The organism is uncultured Microbacterium sp. (assembly GCF_964244775.1).
In the GTDB taxonomy this organism is placed as follows: Bacteria; Actinomycetota; Actinomycetes; order Actinomycetales; family Microbacteriaceae; genus Microbacterium.
In genome coordinates this window covers 47,846-65,331 of sequence record NZ_CAXTJR010000011.1, presented here as the reverse complement: position 1 = coordinate 65,331, position 17,486 = coordinate 47,846, and the positions used below count along the sequence as shown (strand labels likewise).

Sequence of the window (17,486 nt, the reverse complement as noted above, 5' to 3'; positions counted from 1 at the left end):
GGGGAGCCATGACCATTTCAACGCTGCGGCACGGCAGCCAGTTCCACACATGGAACCGGCTGCCGTATGTCGCGCGCGGATGGGTCATGGCTTTCCTGTCTGCGGTGATGGTGCTGGCGCTGATTGCAGGAGCGACTCCGGCCGAAGCCTCGTGGAGTTCGACTGGCACAGGCACCGGTTCGGCCTTGACGGGCACACTCAATCCTCCGACCGCCGTCACCGTCCCGCCCTCGAGCGGGTCATCCGTCTCGGTGAGCTGGACTGCGTCCAGCGGCGCCACCGTGCCGACCGGCTATTACGTCACCCGCACATCGGGCGGCACGACAGTGGCCGCGTGTTCTTCCTCGGCCACCACCCTGCTGACGACGACGTCGTGCGCCGACACCGGCGTTCCCGTCGGCAGCTATACCTACGCCGTCACGGCGGTTTTTCGCACGTGGAGCGCCCCCAGCATCCCGAGTAACAGCGTCGTCATCGCAGCCGCGAAACTCGCCTTCACCGCACCGCCCACGAACACCGTCGCGGGCGCCGCGGTCTCGTCCGCCGTGACCGTCACGCTGCAGACCGCGGCCGGGGCCACCGTGACCACTACCGGCTTCTCGATCACCGTCGCCATCGGAACCAACCCGGCGTCGGGGACATTGTCGGGCACTCGGACCGCAACGACCACCAACGGCGTGGCGACGTTCTCGGACCTCTCCATCGACAAGCTCGGCACCGGTTACACGCTGATCGCATCGGGCAGCGGGCTGACTTCGGCGACCAGCGCAGCATTCAACATCACCGCAGCGGCGGCCTCGAAGCTGATCTTCACCACAGCATCCCGCTCGGCGCCAGCGTCGGCGACGACGAATGGCGCTGCCATCACGGTGCAGGTGCAGGACGCATACGGCAACCCGGCCAACGTTGCCACGACCACCACGGTCTCGCTCACCTCGAATTCGACCGGGACCACGGTCTTCGCCCCGACCAGCGGGTCGGCGGCAACGCCCGTGACGATCGCGGTCGGGTCGAACACGGCCACGTTCTACTACGGCGACACCAAAGCGGGCTCCCCGACGATCACCGCCGCCGCGTCGGGCCTCACCTCGGCAGCCCAGGGCGAGACAGTCACCACCGCGACCGCATCGAAGCTCGTGTTCACGTCGACGACGCGCTCGGCGCCCGCGTCGGCGACGACGAACGGCAGTGCGATCACGGTGCAGGTGCAGGACACGTACGGCAATCCCGTCAACGTCGCCACGACCACCACCCTCACGCTCACCTCCAACACGACCGGCACCGCGGTCTTCGCACCCACCAGTGGTGCAGTGACAACGCCCGTGACGATCACGGCCGGATCGAGCACGGCCACGTTTTACTACGGCGACACGAAGCCGGGATCGCCGACGATCACCGCAGCTGCGTCGGGGCTCACCTCGGCGACGCAGGTTGAAACGGTGACGGCGATCGCGGCATCCCAGCTCGTCTTCACTTCAACCACCCGCTCGGCGTCCGCGTCGGCGACGACCAACGGCGCTGCCATCACGGTGCAGGTGCAGGATCCGTATGGCAATCCGGTCAATGTCTCGACCGCCACCACGCTCACCCTCACGTCGACCTCGACCGGCACTTACACGTTCGCGCCCACCAGCGGGTCGGCTACCACCGCCGTGACGATCGCGGTCGGGTCGAACACAGCCACGTTCTACTACGGCGACACCAAAGCGGGCTCCCCCACCATCACCGCCGCCGCGTCGGCCCTCACGTCCGCAACGCAGGGTGAGACAGTAAGCGCGGCGGCCGCGGCAAAGCTCATATTCACGTCATCCACCCGCTCGGCGCCCGCGTCGGCGACAACGAACGGCACTGCGATCACGGTGCAGGTGCAGGACACGTACGGCAACCCCGTCAACGTCGGCACCACCACTACGCTCACCCTCACCTCCAATACGACCGGCACGGCGGTCTTCGCGCCCAGCACTGGATCCGCAGCGACCACCGTGACGATTGCGTCCGGGTCGAATACCGGCACTTTCTACTACGGCGACACCAAGGTCGGCTCACCCACCATCACCGCCGCCGCGTCGGGACTCACCTCCGCAACGCAGGGCGAGACGGTGACCGCGGCGGCCGCGGCGAAGCTCGCATTCACGTCGACGACTCGTTCCGCGCCCGCGTCGGCGACGACGAATGGCACCGCGATCACCGTGCAGGTACAGGACACGTACGGCAACCCGGTCAATGTCGCGACGGCCACGACGCTCACACTCACGTCGACCTCAACCGGCACCGCGATCTTCGCGACGACCAGCGGTACGGCCGCGACAGCCGTGACGGTCCCGGTCGGGTCGAACACGGCCACCTTCTATTACGGCGACACCAAAGCAGGCTCACCCACCATCACCGCCGCCGCGTCGGGCCTCACCTCCGCGACCCAGGGCGAGACGGTGACCGCTTTGGCTGCGTCGAAGCTCGCATTCACCTCAGCGAGCAGCACGGCGTCCACCTCGAACACCGCGAACAGCAGCGCGATCACCGTGCAGCAGCAAGACCAATTCGGCAATGCCGTCCCCGTTGGCGTGGATACCCCCATCGGGTTGACGTCGACCTCGACGGGAACGAAGATCTTCTCCCCGACCAGCGGCGCGACCGCGACCGCTACCGTCAACATCCTGGCCGGCACCAGCATCGCCACGTTCTACTACGGCGACACGACGCCGGGAACGCCCACGATCACCGCGACTCTCTCGGGTCTCACCTCGGCGACGCAGGTCGAGACCGTGAACGCTGTGGCCTCGAAGCTGGTCTTCACCTCAGTCAGCCGTTCGGCGCCCGCGTCGGCGACGACGAACGGCACTGCCATCACGGTTCAGGTGCAGGACCCGTATGGCAACATCGTCAACGTCGCGACCGCCACCACGGTCTCGCTCACCTCGAATTCGACCGGGACCGTCACCTTCGCGCCGACCAGCGGGTCGGCGACCGCGACGGTAACCATTGCGGCGGGGTCGAGCACGGTGACGTTCTACTACGGCGACACCAGAGCAGGCTCACCCACCATCACTGCCGCGGTGTCGGGGCTCACCTCGGCGACGCAGGTCGAGACAGTCACCGCACTGGTTGCGTCGAAGCTCGCATTCACGTCGGTCAGCAGGTCGGCTGTAGCCTCCGCCACGACCAACGGCTCCGCGATCACGGTGCAGCGGCAGGACCTCTACGGCAACCCCGTCACCGCGACCACACTCACCACGATAAACGTGACATCGACTTCGACGACCGGAAAATTCATCTTCGCGCCTGGCAGCGGAGCGAGCGTGACGGCGACCGTCAGCATCCCGGCGAACCAGAGCACGGCGACCTTCTACTACGGTGACAAGGTGGCGGGCACACCCACCATCACCGCCTCACTCGCCGGCCTCACCTCAGCGACTCAAGCGGAGACAGTCACCCCCGGCGCCACTTCCAAGGTGGTGTTCGTCCAGCAGCCCGGCAACATCGTGAGGGCCGGAATGTTCAGCCCGGTCGTGACAGTCAAGGCGTCGGACCAGTTCGACAACGGGAACGCCGGGGTGTCGGTAACTCTGTTCATCTCGAACCAACCCACCGGCAGTAGTGGCCTTCTCGCCGTGAACGGAGTCGTGACAACGATCGTCGCGACGACGGATGCGACCGGTGTGGCGACCTTCACCGGGCTAGGCGTCACGACCTCTTTCGGCTCGACAAGCGGCGCAGTTGGCAACGGCTACATCATTCAAGCGTCTACCAGCGGCGCTTTCATCACCAGCACCTCGTTCAACGTCACCTGATGCCGATCGTGAGAGTGATGAGGTGAACCCCTGCGATCTGGCCGTCACCGGCGCATATTTCCCCGTCCTTGCGGTGTGTCTCGTGGCGCTCGTGCTGCTCGGCCTCGGCGCGGTTCTGCTGGTCGGGCGAGGACACCGGGCGAAAGCCGGGCGCACTCTGATCCTGGTGATTCTGTTCGCCGCGGTCGTCGCCGGTACCGGCGGCACGGTTGCCGCGCAGGCGGCATCTGGATCAGCCGTCGAGGCCGCCCAAGCCTGCCCCCCCGACCAGCAGGGCGGCGGGGGCGACGCAGATGGCGGGCTCACCATCATCCAGACCTCCGTCAATACGGGAATCAAGCCCGGCGCCGCGCCGACGATGCTCGCGGGCGAGATCACGAACCACGGCACGACCAGCACCTTCGTCGCTGAGGTCACCGTGTCGATCGACTCTGTGACGAAAGCGCCCGATGCCGTGGAGGGGCAATGCGATGCCGCCGACTACGTGTTGACGTACGCCTCGATGCCGGTCGCTCGAACACTCGACCCCGAGGGGTCGGTGCAGTTCAGCGGCGCACAGCTCAGCCTCAGCGACACCGCGGCGAACCAAGACGCGTGCAAGTACGCGACGGTGCACCTGCGCTACGTGAGTTCGTGATCGCGAAATGATCGCCTGAAGCCGGTGATCGAGTAGCGAGCGCCAGCGAGCGTCTCGAGATCCCTCGGATCGACGGGTGGCGTTGGCCCGGGTCTCGATACGGCGCTGGCGCGCCTACTCGACCTCCGCCGCAAAAGGGGGAGCCTACTCGACCCCGCCGCCGCGAAGCGGCGCGCCTACTCGACCTCCGCCGCAGCGGGGCGCTGATCGAGAATCCGCAGCAGTGCGGCCCGCCTGGCTAGGCTGGCCCCATGCGGACACGCGCCGAGATCGAGTGCTGGCTCACCGACATGGACGGTGTCCTCGTGCACGAGAACACCCCGATCCCCGGCGCCGCCCAGCTGCTGGAGCAGTGGCGCGAAGAGGGCACGCCCTTCCTCGTGCTCACGAACAACTCGATCTTCACGCCCCGCGACCTCAGCGCGCGGCTGAGGCAATCCGGACTCGTCGTGCCCGAGGCATCCATCTGGACCTCCGCGCTCGCGACCGCCGACTTCCTCCGCAGCCAGGCGCCGGGAGGATCGGCCTTCGTGATCGGCGAGGCGGGGCTGACGACCGCCCTCCACGAGGCCGGCTTCATCATGACCGAGACCGAGCCCGACTACGTCGTGGTCGGCGAGACGCGCAACTACTCGTTCGAGGCGATCACGAAGGCGATCCGGTTCATCGGCGCGGGCTCGCGGTTCATCGCCACTAATCCCGACGCGACGGGCCCGTCGGTCGACGGCGTGCTGCCCGCGACCGGCGCGATCTCGGCGCTCATCACCAAGGCCACGGGCATGGAGCCTTACGTGGTCGGCAAGCCGAATCCGATGATGTTCCGCTCGGCGCTGAACCGTATCGGCGCCCACTCCGAGACCACCGGCATGATCGGCGACCGGATGGACACCGACATCGTCGCTGGCATCGAGGCGGGCCTGCACACCGTGCTCGTCATGACCGGCATCAGCGACCTCGCCGAGATCGAGCGCTACCCCTTCCGCCCCGACGAGGTGCTCGACTCCGTCGCCGACCTCATCCGCGACGACCCGTTCGAGAGCGAGATTCCCGAACTTCCCGAACTGATCTGATGAGCGCCACCGGAGGTGCTCTCGACCGCGGCGAGAAGGTCTTCGCCCCGGATGCCGCGACCTGGCGCGCGTGGCTCGAGGCGAACCACACGACCTCGAAGGGCGCCTGGCTCGTCCGCGGGCGGCCCGGCTTCACGCACCTGCACGTCGAGTACGAGCCCGCCATCATGCAGGCGCTGTGCTTCGGGTGGATCGACGGCCCGGTGCGCACGTTCGACGACGAGACCGGTGGGCTGTGGTTCGCTCCGCGGCGCCCGATGAGCGGCTGGGCTGCCACGAATAAGGCGCGCGTGGCGCTGCTGGAGGCTTCGGGAGAGATGACGGATGCTGGACGCCGCGTCATCGACGCCGCCAAGGCCAGCGGGATGTGGGAGGTGCTCGACGGTCCGGAGGCCCTCGTCGAGCCGCCGGCGCTCACGGCCGCCCTCGACGCGGTGCCCGCGGCGCGCGCGAACTGGGACGCCTTTCCGCCGTCGGCGCGCAAGATGGGGCTCACGAACATCGCGATGGCCCGCAGGCCCGAGACCACGGCGGCCCGCATCGCCAAGGTCACCGCCGACGCCGCAGAGGGGAAGCGCCCGTGAACTCGCTCGAGCAGAACCTGCTCTACGGCGTCACGGTGATCATCCTGCTCGGCACGCTGATCGCGTTCGTGATCCAGTACCGCCGCAACAACCGCAAGGACTGATCAGGCTCCGCTACTGCGGATCCAGGCCGAGGTCGTCGAGGTCGATCGCGGCGAGCCATTGCAGCCCGGCGGCTTCGACGGCGGCCTGGGCGCCGGTCTTGCGGTCGACGATCACGGCGACGGCCACCGGCTCGGCGCCTTCGCGGCGGAGCGCCTCGACCGCCTTCAACGCGGACTGACCCGTGGTCGAGGTGTCTTCGACGACGACGACGCGCGTGCCCGCGACATCCGCTCCCTCGATCTGGCGACCGCGACCGTGGTCTTTCGGCTCTTTGCGCACGACGAACGCGTTCAGGGGCCGATCGGTGCGGGTCGACTCGTGCATGACCGAGTTCGCGATCGGGTCGGCGCCGAGCGTCAGTCCGCCGACGGCGACGATGCCGTCGATCCCGCCGATCAGATCGAGCATGATGCGGCCGATGGCCGGGGCGGCGCGGTGGTCGAGCGTGAGCTTGCGCATATCGACGTAGTAGGTCGCGCGATTGCCGCTGGAGAGCACGAAGTCGCCGTGGAACACCGCCTCGGTCTTGATCAGGTCGATGAGCGCCCGGCGGTCGGCTTCGATCTCAGGTGTGGATGCTGCGGTCATGGCTCCGAGTGTACGGGCGCGCCCGTGGGGGCCGATCTGCGGTCGGCAGTACGCGGTGCCGTCGGTGGGCCGCCTTAGGCTGGATGCTATGCGTCTGGCCACTTGGAACGTCAACTCCGTCCGTGCCCGCGTGGACCGCATCGTCGATTTCGCCGTGCGCGAGAGCGTCGATGTGCTCGCGATGCAGGAGATCAAATGCACCGTCGCGCAGTTCCCGTTCGACGCGTTCGCCGAGGCCGGCTACCACGTCGAGGCGCACGGCTTCTCGCAGTGGAACGGCGTCGCGATCGCCAGCCGTGAGCCGCTGACGGGGGTCGAGACATCGTTCCCCGGTATGCCCGGGTTCGCAGGCAACGTCTCAGGACCCGATTCACCGCTCGAGGCGCGGGCGCTCGGCGCGACGGTCGGCGGCGTACGGGTATGGAGCCTGTACGTGCCGAACGGACGGGCGCTGGGAGACCCGCACTACTTCTACAAGCTCGACTGGCTGGGCGCCCTCGAGCAGCACGTGCGGCAGACCCTGAACGACACGCCCGATCAGGCGCTCGCCCTCGTCGGCGACTTCAAGATCGCCCCGACGAACGCCGACAACGGCGACCCGGCCGTCGTCGAGGGCTTTGCGACGCACGTCTCGCCCCCCGAGCGCGAGGCGTACGCGGCACTCGAAGCGGCCGGCCTCGTCGACGTGGTGCGCCCGCTCGTGCCGACCGGCTACACGTACTGGGACTACAAGCGCCTCCGCTTCCCGAAGAACGAGGGGATGCGGATCGACTTCATCCTCGGCTCTCATGCGTTCGCGGATGCTGTCACCGGCGCGGCGATCCATCGCAACGAGCGCAAGGGCGAGGCGCCGAGCGACCACGTGCCGGTCGTCGTCGACCTGGATCTGACCGGCCCGGACGACGACGATCGCCCGATGATCTTCTAGCCTGCGTGATTCGCCGGTCCGGGGGATCTCGATACGCTCGCAAGCTCGCTACTCGATCACCACGGCCTTGATGCGGAGGTCGAGTAGGCGCGCGAGCGCCCCGGCGGAGGTCGAGTAGGCGCGCGAGCGCCCCGGCGGAGGTCGAGTAGGCGCGCCAGCGCCGTATCGAGACCCGGCGCCGAGCCTGCGTAGTTCGTTGGTCCGGGGGATCTCGATACGCTCGCAAGCTCGCTACTCGATCACCGCGGGGCGCGCGAGCGGCGGGGCGCGAGCGTACCGCGACCGGGGGCGACGCGGCGCGAACTGGTCTTCGGAGCGTCGGGCGGGGCCTAGTCTCGAAGTCGTGGCCCGACACGACTGGAATCCGCGCGAACTGCCCGATCTGGCGGGACGCACTTACCTCGTGACCGGCTCCAACGCCGGGCTGGGGTATTTCTCCACCGAGCAGCTCACCGGCGCCGGGGCGCACGTGATCATGACCGGCCGCAGCCCCAACCGACTCATGGCGGCCAAGGCTGCGCTCACGCGACGGGTGCCGGATGCCTCGGTCGAGACCCTCTTGCTCGACACGAGCAATCTCGGCTCGGTGCGTGCCGCCGCCGCGACGGTCGGCGCGCGCGGAGCGCTCGACGGTCTGCTGCTGAACGCCGGGATCGTCCATCCTCCGAAGACCCGCGAGTGCACCCTCGACGACAACGAGGTCGTGTTCGCGACGAACGCCCTCGGCCATTTCGCGCTCGCCGGGGCGCTGCTGCTGACCCTGGCCGCAGCATCCGGTCGCATGGTGTGGCTCGGCAGCATGTCGACCTCGATGTGGGCATATGACCCGGTCGACCCGCAGCTCGCCGAGGGGTACAGCCCGTGGCGCGCGTACGTGCAGTCGAAGGTCGCGACCACAGCGCTGGGGCTCGAGGCCGACCGCCGCCTGCGCGCCGCCGACGTTCCCGTCGCGAGCGTCATCGCCCACCCCGGATACTCCACGAGCGGACGCACCGTCGGCATCCGAGGCGTGAACGAACCGGGGCGGATGACCCGCTTCGCCGATAACCTGCAGGCGGCGATCACGCAATCGAAAGACCACGGGGCGTGGCCCCTCGTGCGTGCACTCGTCGACCCCGGGGTCGAGGGCGGTCAGTTCCTGGGTCCTCGTTTCGGCTTGCACGGAGAGCCGCGCGCAGCGAAGCCGGCGAAGATCACACGCAGCACCGAGATCGCGGAGCGCCTGTGGGGCGTGTGCGAAGAGGCCGCCGGCGTGCACTGGCCGTTCGAGTCCGCCGCTCGACTGTGAGGGGCACTCCGGGTCCGAGGGCCCTACGGGTCTGAGGGCACTGCGGGTCAGGCGCTGAGCCAGACCGCCTGGGCCGCTCCCTCGGGCAGATCGAGCGTCGCGCCGTCGACCACGAGGGCCGCGGCATCCTGCACCGTCACCTCCGTGCCGGGGCGCACCCCGGCATCGTCGAGTCCGCGCAGGACCGCGGGGTTGCGGTCGCTCACCCGCAGCACCCTGCCCCGATGGCCCGGCGCGGCGTCGGCGAGCAGGACGAAGGGCTCGCGATGGACGCTGCCGGCGGCATCCGGAATCGCGTCGCCGTGCGGGTCGAACGCCGGGCGACCGAGCCGGGCGTCGATGCCGTCGAGCAGCCGGTCGCTCACGGTGTGCTCGAGCACCTCGGCCTCATCGTGCACTTCGTCCCACGCGTAGCCGTACTCCTGCACGAGCCACGTCTCGATGAGCCGGTGCCGGCGGACCACTTCGGCCGCGCGCCGCTCGCCGGCCGGCGTGAGCGAGACCGGGCCGTAGGGCCGGTGGGTGACGAGCCCCTGTGCGGCGAGCTTCTGCACCATCTCGGTGACGCTCGAGGGGGCGAGGCCGAGTTCGAGCGCGAGCTGCGACGGGGTGATGTGCTCGCTCTGCCACTCGGTGTGGTGGTAGATCGTCTTGAGGTAGTCGTCGACCGCAGGAGATGCCACGGTTTCAGGCTACCGGTCGGCACCTGCGTGCTTCAGGTTCCGCTGATCACGAGCCACAGCAGCACGCCGTTGAGCGCGATGAGGAAGACGGATGCTGCGACCCCCGCCGCCGTCGTACCCCACCGGTTGCGGAAGGGCCCGAGCACGTCGCCGCGCGCAGTGAGCGCGACGAGCGGGATCAGCGCGAACGGAATGCCGAACGACAGCACGACCTGGCTCAGCACCAGGGCCACGGTGGGATCGACGCCGATGCCGAGCAGGATGAGCGCCGGGATCAGCGTGACCAGCCGGCGGGCGAGGAGCGGCACGCGCACATGGAGGAGGCCGCGCATGATCTCGGCGCCGGCGTAGGCGCCCACCGAGGTGCTCGCCAGTCCGCTGGCGAGCAGCCCCACCGCGAACAGGGTGGCCACGACCGGACCGATGCCGGCGCTGAGCGCGGCGTACGCGCCCTCCAGCGAATCCGTCCCGCGGACCCCCGCGAGGTTGGCGGCGGCCAGCAGCAGGATGCACAGATTCACGGTCCCCGCGATGATCATCGCGATGCTCACGTCCCAGCGGGTCGCGCGGAGCAGGCGAGCGGTGGGGATGCCGCGGGCGAGTGCGAGCGCAGCATCCGTGGTCTGCTCCGCACCCATGACATCCGCCGGCGCGGGGAATCGGTCGCGGGCGAGGGCGGAGTGCGCATAGATGGCGTGCGGCATGATGGTCGCGCCGAGGATGGATGCTGCCAGCAGCACCGAGCCGGACCCCTCGAAGCGGGGAACCAGCCCGCCGAGCACGGCGGCGCCGTCGGGCGGGGCGACGAAGACTCCGAACGTGAACCCGATCGCGATGATCGCGATCAGGCCGATGACGACGACCTCGAACGTGCGTGCGCCGTGACGCGACTGCAGGATCAGGAGGCCCAGCGAGACGACGCCGGTGATCACGCCGCCGAGGACCAGGGGGAGCCCGAAGAGCAGGTTCAGGGCCACGGCGCCGCCGATCACTTCGGCGATGTCGGTGGCCATCGCCACGAGTTCGGCCTGCAGCCAGTACGCGCGACGGCCCCAGGGATTGCGGATGCGACGGCCCAGCGCCTCCGGCAGGCTCTGACCCGTGACGATGCCCAGTTTGGCGGAGAGGTACTGGATGAGCCACGCCATGACGTTGCCGAGCACGACGACCCACACGAGGAGGTAGCCGAACCGCGCGCCTGCGGTCATGTTGCTCGCGACGTTGCCGGGGTCGAGATAGGCGACCCCGGCCACCAGCGCGGGACCGATGAGCCAGGCCACCCGCGGCACGGAGGTGCGCCGGGCAGAGGCGACCCGTCCTTCCATCCCGGCAGTTTTCGGCATACCGAAATCCTATACCCTTCATATTTCGGGTCACCGAAATATGGCGGCTACGCCGCGTCGTTGTGCCATAACTCCTCCTCGACTTCTCGGCCATCGGCGGGCTCACCCCACCGCACCTCGAGGGCCCGCCTCCCGCCGCTGCCCCAGGCGGAGTTATGGCACACCCCGCCGCGAGAAGACGCCGGGCGCGCGCGATACCGTGGACGGATGGGTCACACCGAACGGATCGCCGCAGAGCCGGACGAGCCGAGTGCTCCGGTCGGCGTCGGGCCGTGGCCCGGCGGGCCCGACGAGTGGCCCGACGACGAGCGGTACGACCCCGACCTGCTCGCCGGCGGCGACGCCCGCAACGTGATCGACCGCTACCGCTACTGGCGGATGGACGCGATCGTGGCCGATCTCGATGAGCGCCGGCACCCGTTCCACGTGGCGATCGAGAACTGGCAGCACGACATGAACATCGGCTCGATCGTGCGCAGCGCCAACGCGTTCCTCGCCGACACGGTCCACATCATCGGCCGCCGCCGCTGGAACCGCCGGGGCGCGATGGTCACCGACCGGTATCAGCACGTCGTGCATCATCCGGATGTCGCGTCCTTCGCCGCATGGGCGGCCGAGGCCGGGCTGCCCGTCGTCGCGGTCGACAACGTCGGCGGGTCGGTGCCGGTCGACCGCGCTGACCTCCCCCAGCGCTGCGTGCTGCTGTTCGGTCAGGAGGGGCCCGGGCTCAGCGATGAGGCGCTGGCCGCGGCATCCGGGATCGTCGAGATCACCCAGTACGGCTCGACCCGCTCGATCAACGCGAGTGCGGCGGCCGCCGTCGTGATGTACGAGTGGTGTCGCCGCTGGGCGTAGCCGGCTCAGGCGCCCGCGGTCATCCAGGCGGCGCCCCGGATGCGCCAGCCGAGCGTCGCCAGCCGGGCGAGCATGTACACGCCGAAGAACGACGCCGAGAGCCAGGCGAGGCCCGCCCACCCGTCCGGTGAGAGCACGGCCACGAGTGCCAGTGCGGGGGCGAAGACGACGAGATTGATGACGCCGGCCACCGCGAGGTACCGGCCGTCGCCCGCGCCGATGAGCACGCCGTCGAGCACGAACACGATGCCGCAGATCGGCTGGGCCACGGCCAGCACGATGAGCGCGGGCTGGATCAGGGCGGCGACCCCCGCATCCCCGGTGAAGACGATCCCGATGACTCCCGACAGCGCACCGACCACGAGCCCGACCGCGACGCCGAACCACGCCCCCCACGCGACCGTGCGGCCGAGCACGCGCCGCACGAGCGGCTGGTCGCCGGCACCGAGGCCCTTTCCGATGAGCGCCTGCGCGGCGATCGCGAGGGCGTCGAGGGCGAACGCGGTGGTCGTGAAAATCGTGAACACGACCTGCCATCCGGCGAGCTCGCCGGTGCCGAGCCCCACCGCTACCGCAACCGTCGCGAGCAGCGCCGTCCGGAGCGACAGCGTGCGCAGGAAGAGCCACCCGCCTGACCGCGCCGATGCGCGTACTGAATCGCGCTGCGGACGGATGGATGCCGAGTGCCGCCGCGCGAGACGCCCGATGACGTACGCATAGGCGCCGACCATGCCCCACTGGGCCAGCACCGTTCCGGCGGCCGATCCTGCGATACCCCAGCCGAACCCGTAGATCAGGAGCCAGTTGAGCAGCGCGTTGGCGGCGAAGCCGAGGCCGGCGATCCACAGGGGAGTGACGGTGTCCTGCATGCCGCGGAGGAGACCGGTGGCCGCGAACACGATCAGCATCGCGGGCAGGCCCCACATCGACAGGCCGAGGTAGATCTCGGCCTGTTCCGAGACCTCAGCACCCGCGCCGAAGAGCCCGACGAGGAACGGTGTCGTCACATACCCGACGAGCGCGAGCACCGCACCGAGCCCGAGGGCCAGCCACATCCCGTCTATCCCCACCGACACTGCGCGCGAGGGATCGCCCCCGCCGAACCGCCGGGCGACCGCCGGGGTGGTGGAGTAGGCCAAGAACACCATGAGCCCGACGATCGTCTGGAGCACCGCCGAGGCGATTCCGAGCCCCGCGAGCGGCACGACGCCTAGGTGCCCGACGAGCGCCGAGTCGACGATGAGAAACAGCGGCTCGGCGATCAGCGCCCCGAGCGCGGGCACCGCGAGCCGCAGGATGTCGCGGTTCAGCGTGTGGCCGGTGCTCACGGTCTGAGCCTAAGCGGGGTGGGTCAGGAGAACTCGACGTCCTCCGCGTCAACGACGCCTGCCGTCTTACCGGGCGCGGCCTGGTGCGACCAGTACAGGTTGGTGTGCGCGGTGACATCGGCCGGTGACGGCGCGCCCCACTGCGACTTGTCGTTGCTCGTATGCGCGTCGCCCACCAGGATCGTGTCGTAGCCGCGCGCGAACGCACCGTGGATCGTCGAGCGGATGCAGGCGTCGGTCTCGGCACCGGCGACGACGAGGCGCCCCACTGCGAGGCGCGCGAGCACTTCTTCGAGATCGGTGCCCTCGAACGAGTCGCCGTACTCCTTGCGCACCCGGGCGTCGCCCTCGGCGGGCACGAGCTCGGGCACGATCTGCCAGCCGGCCTCGTCGATCACGAGCTCTTCGTCGGAGTGCTGCACCCACACGACCGGCACGCCCGCGCCGCGCGCGCGATCGACCAGCCCGCGGATCCGGCCCACGACCGCGTCGCGCTCGTACGCGTCGGAGACCACGTCATGCTGCACATCGACCACGAGCAGCGCGGTGTTCTCTCTGTCGGGAAGCGTCGTCATAGCAAGGTCCTCTCATTTCTCCTGACGATACCGGCGGCGTCCGACATCCAGACGCATATCCTTGACGGATGACCGAGCCCCGAACCGGTCTCGCGCTCGACGATCTGAGCGCCGAGATCCGCCCGCAGGACGACCTCTTCCGCCACGTCAACGGACAGTGGCTGGAGCGCACCGAGATCCCCGAAGACAAGGCGCGCTGGGGGTCGTTCCACCTCATCGCCGAGCAGGCCGAGAAGCACGTTCGCACGATCATCGAAGAGTCGCAGGACGCCGAACCGGGCACCGAGACCCGCAAGATCGGCGACCTCTATGCGAGCTTCCTCGACACCGAGCGCATCGCCGAGCTGGGCGCCGCGCCGCTCGCGGAGAACCTCGCGCTCGTCGACGGGATCGACAGCATCCCCTCGCTCCTGCGCACGATCGGCACGCTCGAGCGCGACGGCGTCAGCGGCCTCATCGAGCTGTACGTCGAACCCGATCCGGGTGACCCCGAGCGCTACGTGCCGTTCCTCATCCAGGGCGGCCTGTCGCTGCCCGACGAGAGCTACTACCGCCTCGAGAACTTCACCGAGACGCGCATCGCGTACCGCGAGCACATCGAGCGGATCCTCGCCCTCGCCGGCATCGAGAACGCATCGGATGCCGCAGACCGCGTCGTCGGGATCGAAGCCGACCTCGCGACCCACCACTGGGACAACGTGCGCAGCCGCGACGCCGTCGCCACGTACAACCTCATGTCGTGGGACGACCTGCTGGCCCTCGCCGGCGTCGACCTCCAGCCGTGGCTCGAAGGCATCGCCGCTGATCACGCCGCCGCGTTCACCGAGGTCAACGTGTACCAGCCGAGCTTCGTCCAGGGTCTCGGCGCGGTGCTCGCGGAAGAGCGACTCGATGACTGGAAGGCGTGGCTGCGGTTCAAGATCGTGCACTCCGCCGCCGCGTTCCTCTCGGACGAGTTCGTCGCCGAGAACTTCGCCTTCTACGGCACGCAGCTCACCGGCGTACCGGTCAACCGCGAGCGGTGGAAGCGCGGCGTGAGCCTGGTCGAGGCGGCTCTCGGCGAAGCCGTCGGCAAGGTCTACGTCGAACGCCACTTCCCGCCGGCCGCCAAGGTCGCGATGGACGAGCTGGTCGGCAACCTCGTCGAGGCGTACCGCCAGAGCATCGCGGCGCTCGAGTGGATGACCCCCGAGACCCGTGAGCGTGCGCTCGCCAAGCTCGACGCCTTCACTCCGAAGATCGGCTTCCCCGTCACCTGGAAGGACTACGCGGCCCTCGAGATCGACGCGTCCGACCTGGTCGGCAACGTGCGTCGCGCGCACATCTGGGAGCACGACAGGCAGCTCGGCAAGGTCGGCCAGCCGATCGACCGCGACGAGTGGTTCATGACGCCGCAGACGGTCAATGCCTACTACAACCCGCTCATGAACGAGATCGTGTTCCCGGCGGCGATCCTGCAGTACCCGTTCTTCGAGCCCGATCGCGATGCCGCAGCCAACTACGGCGGGATCGGCGCCGTGATCGGTCATGAGATCGGCCACGGCTTCGACGACCAGGGCAGCCGCTTCGACGGCGACGGGTCGCTGCGCGACTGGTGGACGGATGCTGATCGCGAGGCGTTCGAGGAGCGCACGAAGGCACTGATAGAGCAGTACAACGCGCTGGTGCCCGTGGGGCTCGCGGATGAAAATACGGTGAACGGCGAGTTGACCATCGGCGAGAACATCGGCGACCTCGGCGGCCTGGGCATCGCGCTGAAGGCCTATGAGCTGTCGCTGCGCGGCGCCGAAGCCCCGGAAATCGACGGATTCACCGGCATCCAGAGACTGTTCCTCAGCTGGGGGCAGATCTGGCAGCAGAAGGGACGGGATGCTGAGACGATCCGCCTGCTGACGATCGACCCGCATTCTCCCAACGAATTCAGATGCAATCAGATCGTGCGCAACATCGACGCGTTCTACGATGCTTTCGGGGTCACCGAATCCGACCAGCTCTGGCTCGACGAGAGCAAGCGCGTCACGATCTGGTGATCGCACACCGAGGATGACGGAACCCGAACTCCCGATTCCCCGACCCCCGCCACTGCGTTCCCCCATCGGAAGGACCCCGCTCGTGGGCATGCCCCCTGAGCCCTTCGACTCGCCGGCCTCGCCGCCCCTGCAGATACCATCCCTTTCATCGCGTGAGCACGACCCTGCGCGAACCTCGCGCCGAGGCAACAGACGACTGCCGCGTCGCGCGGCCGCCGGTCGCCGGTCGTTCACCTCCACCCTCACCGCGCTCGACGGGCTCGCCGCCTCCGGCGCGAAGGTCTCGGTGCGCATCAACGACCTCGATCGCGGCACCTCGGTGCTCAGCGGCGACGACTTCGTCACGCTGCCGGTCGCCGGGCTCGGAGTGGTGCCGCTGCTCATCGAGCTCGCCGCCGCCTTCGAATCGGGCGCGCTCGACCCGCTCGAGATCATCGAGCGCAGCTCGGTGCCGCCGGTCACGGTCGGCGGGATATGGCAGCACCTCAAAGCGCCCGCACTGCCGCTGGCCGACCTCGCCGTCCTCACCGGCGCGGCGGGCGACGCCACCGCGGCCAACGCGCTGCTCCACCGCGTGGGCCTTCCCGCGGTCCGGGCGCGGATCGAGCAGCTCGGCCTTGCGCGCTTCGCACTCCTGGACGGTTTCCGTGATCAGCGCGGGCCCGATGACGCACCGCAGGTGGCGCTCGGCTCGGCGCGGGAGCTCGCCGAGATCTTCGCCGCGCTCGTCAACTCGCAGGTCGTCTCGGCCGGCGTGTCGGCGCAGGTCGCCGAGTGGTTGAGCCTCAACCACGACCTGTCGCTGGTCGCCGCGGCGACCGGGCTCGACCCGTTCACGCACGAGAACGACGAGCACGGGCTGCTCTTCATCAACAAGACGGGGCGGGATGCCGGCATCCGCGTCGAAGCGGGTGTGCTCGCGGGGCCTCGGGCAGGCGTCTCGTACGCGCTGATCGTGTGCTTCGACGACCTGTCGATCTCGCACCGGCTGCGGGCGCACGAGGCGTTCCGCGTGCTCGGCCTCGACCTGATGGAGTACGTCTTCTAACCGTCGAGCCGGTCGATCAGCTCCAGGCCGCGACGGGCCCACTCGATCTCGATGCGGGCGCGTTCGACCAGGCCCTCGTACGCGAAGCGCTTGAAGGCGACGGTGCGCACGTGCTCGGACTCGGGCGTCGCCTCCAGGCGACGCTTGAGCATCGGGTTGGCGCGGGCGTCGATGCGGGAGAGCTCGGTGACCCACTGCTCGAGCTCGCTCTCCCACTGGGCGATGTGCGCCTGCAGGAACCGGCGTGCTCCCTCCGGGGTCGCGCTCTCGAGATAGGCAGCGCGCAGGTGGGCGGGATCACGGACGCGCTGATAGTCCAGCGGCGACTCGAGCCAGTCGAGGTAGGCCGCTTCTCCGGCATCCGTCACGTGGTAGACCCGGCGCACACCGCGCACTCCGCGGGTCTGCTCCTCGCCCTCGATGAGGCCGTCGAGCTGCATCTTGCGCAGTTCGGGGTAGATCTGGGAATCGGGGGCGTGCCACACGTGCCCGACCGACAGCGTGAACTCTTTCTGCAGGTCGTAGCCCGAGAGCGGGCCGACGCGCAGCAGCGCGAGCAGGGCGTAGCGCAGGCTCACCGGCACTCCTTGATCAGCTCATCGGTCGGAAAATAGTGCGAGGGGGTCCAGTGACCGC

Annotated in this window: 15 protein-coding genes; 9 read left to right on the top strand and 6 right to left on the bottom strand. The window is 69.0% G+C overall.

What is annotated here, in order from left to right; all coding sequences use genetic code 11:
- Nucleotides 1-8 precede the first annotated feature (8 nt).
- From ACFE6Z_RS14555 to ACFE6Z_RS14540, 4 genes are all read left to right on the top strand, one after another.
- Nucleotides 9-3,788, top strand: a complete 3,780-nt coding sequence (locus tag ACFE6Z_RS14555) for a beta strand repeat-containing protein (protein ID WP_375386418.1) — start codon at nucleotides 9-11, stop codon at nucleotides 3,786-3,788.
- A gap of 22 nt (nucleotides 3,789-3,810) precedes the next feature.
- Complete coding sequence (locus tag ACFE6Z_RS14550) at nucleotides 3,811-4,425, top strand: hypothetical protein (RefSeq protein WP_375386417.1); 615 nt, start codon at nucleotides 3,811-3,813, stop codon at nucleotides 4,423-4,425.
- Between the two features lie 251 nt (nucleotides 4,426-4,676).
- The gene (locus ACFE6Z_RS14545) at nucleotides 4,677-5,495 is read left to right on the top strand and encodes an HAD-IIA family hydrolase (RefSeq protein WP_375386416.1); all 819 of its coding nucleotides are present in this window, start codon (nucleotides 4,677-4,679) and stop codon (nucleotides 5,493-5,495) included.
- Nucleotides 5,495-6,079 (top strand): YdeI family protein, encoded by a 585-nt coding sequence (locus ACFE6Z_RS14540; RefSeq protein WP_375386415.1) that lies wholly within the window; start codon nucleotides 5,495-5,497, stop codon nucleotides 6,077-6,079. The genes ACFE6Z_RS14545 and ACFE6Z_RS14540 overlap by 1 nt, the downstream gene beginning before the upstream one ends.
- 114 nt (nucleotides 6,080-6,193) lie before the next feature.
- Here ACFE6Z_RS14540 and pyrE read toward each other — a convergent pair whose 3' ends face one another.
- Complete coding sequence (gene pyrE, locus ACFE6Z_RS14535) at nucleotides 6,194-6,772, bottom strand: orotate phosphoribosyltransferase (protein ID WP_375386414.1); 579 nt, start codon at nucleotides 6,770-6,772, stop codon at nucleotides 6,194-6,196.
- 88 nt (nucleotides 6,773-6,860) lie between these two features.
- On the opposite strand from pyrE, the gene ACFE6Z_RS14530 reads away from it, so the two are divergent.
- Nucleotides 6,861-7,700: an exodeoxyribonuclease III gene (locus tag ACFE6Z_RS14530; protein ID WP_375386413.1), complete on the top strand. Its 840-nt coding sequence runs from the start codon at nucleotides 6,861-6,863 to the stop codon at nucleotides 7,698-7,700.
- 343 nt (nucleotides 7,701-8,043) lie between these two features.
- Nucleotides 8,044-8,988: an SDR family NAD(P)-dependent oxidoreductase gene (locus ACFE6Z_RS14525; protein ID WP_375386412.1), complete on the top strand. Its 945-nt coding sequence runs from the start codon at nucleotides 8,044-8,046 to the stop codon at nucleotides 8,986-8,988.
- A gap of 47 nt (nucleotides 8,989-9,035) precedes the next feature.
- Here ACFE6Z_RS14525 and ACFE6Z_RS14520 read toward each other — a convergent pair whose 3' ends face one another.
- Both ACFE6Z_RS14520 and ACFE6Z_RS14515 read right to left on the bottom strand, forming a co-directional pair.
- On the bottom strand, nucleotides 9,036-9,671 hold the full coding sequence (locus tag ACFE6Z_RS14520; RefSeq protein ID WP_375386411.1) for a metal-dependent transcriptional regulator: 636 nt from the start codon (nucleotides 9,669-9,671) through the stop codon (nucleotides 9,036-9,038).
- Nucleotides 9,672-9,703: 32 nt separating this feature from the next.
- Nucleotides 9,704-11,014 carry an Nramp family divalent metal transporter gene (locus tag ACFE6Z_RS14515; protein WP_375386410.1) on the bottom strand — a complete coding sequence of 437 codons (1,311 nt, stop codon included), beginning with the start codon at nucleotides 11,012-11,014 and terminating at the stop codon, nucleotides 9,704-9,706.
- A 207-nt stretch (nucleotides 11,015-11,221) separates the two neighbouring features.
- On the opposite strand from ACFE6Z_RS14515, the gene ACFE6Z_RS14510 reads away from it, so the two are divergent.
- Nucleotides 11,222-11,869: a TrmH family RNA methyltransferase gene (locus ACFE6Z_RS14510; protein ID WP_375386409.1), complete on the top strand. Its 648-nt coding sequence runs from the start codon at nucleotides 11,222-11,224 to the stop codon at nucleotides 11,867-11,869.
- A 5-nt stretch (nucleotides 11,870-11,874) separates the two neighbouring features.
- Here the strand turns inward: ACFE6Z_RS14510 and ACFE6Z_RS14505 are convergent, their stop codons facing one another.
- Nucleotides 11,875-13,197, bottom strand: a complete 1,323-nt coding sequence (locus ACFE6Z_RS14505; protein ID WP_375386408.1) for an MATE family efflux transporter — start codon at nucleotides 13,195-13,197, stop codon at nucleotides 11,875-11,877.
- 23 nt (nucleotides 13,198-13,220) lie between these two features.
- Nucleotides 13,221-13,772, bottom strand: coding sequence for an isochorismatase family protein (locus ACFE6Z_RS14500; RefSeq protein ID WP_375386407.1), 552 nt, complete (start codon nucleotides 13,770-13,772; stop codon nucleotides 13,221-13,223).
- Nucleotides 13,773-13,840: 68 nt separating this feature from the next.
- On the opposite strand from ACFE6Z_RS14500, the gene ACFE6Z_RS14495 reads away from it, so the two are divergent.
- Both ACFE6Z_RS14495 and ACFE6Z_RS14490 read left to right on the top strand, forming a co-directional pair.
- Nucleotides 13,841-15,802: a M13 family metallopeptidase gene (locus ACFE6Z_RS14495; protein WP_375386406.1), complete on the top strand. Its 1,962-nt coding sequence runs from the start codon at nucleotides 13,841-13,843 to the stop codon at nucleotides 15,800-15,802.
- Nucleotides 15,803-15,884: 82 nt separating this feature from the next.
- Nucleotides 15,885-16,850 carry a serine hydrolase gene (locus tag ACFE6Z_RS14490; RefSeq protein WP_375386405.1) on the top strand — a complete coding sequence of 322 codons (966 nt, stop codon included), beginning with the start codon at nucleotides 15,885-15,887 and terminating at the stop codon, nucleotides 16,848-16,850.
- On the opposite strand, the gene ACFE6Z_RS14485 is transcribed toward ACFE6Z_RS14490, so the two are convergent.
- Nucleotides 16,847-17,428 carry a PadR family transcriptional regulator gene (locus tag ACFE6Z_RS14485; RefSeq protein WP_375386404.1) on the bottom strand — a complete coding sequence of 194 codons (582 nt, stop codon included), beginning with the start codon at nucleotides 17,426-17,428 and terminating at the stop codon, nucleotides 16,847-16,849. The two genes, ACFE6Z_RS14490 and ACFE6Z_RS14485, sit on opposite strands and share 4 nt — an antisense overlap.
- Nucleotides 17,429-17,486: the final 58 nt, after the last annotated feature.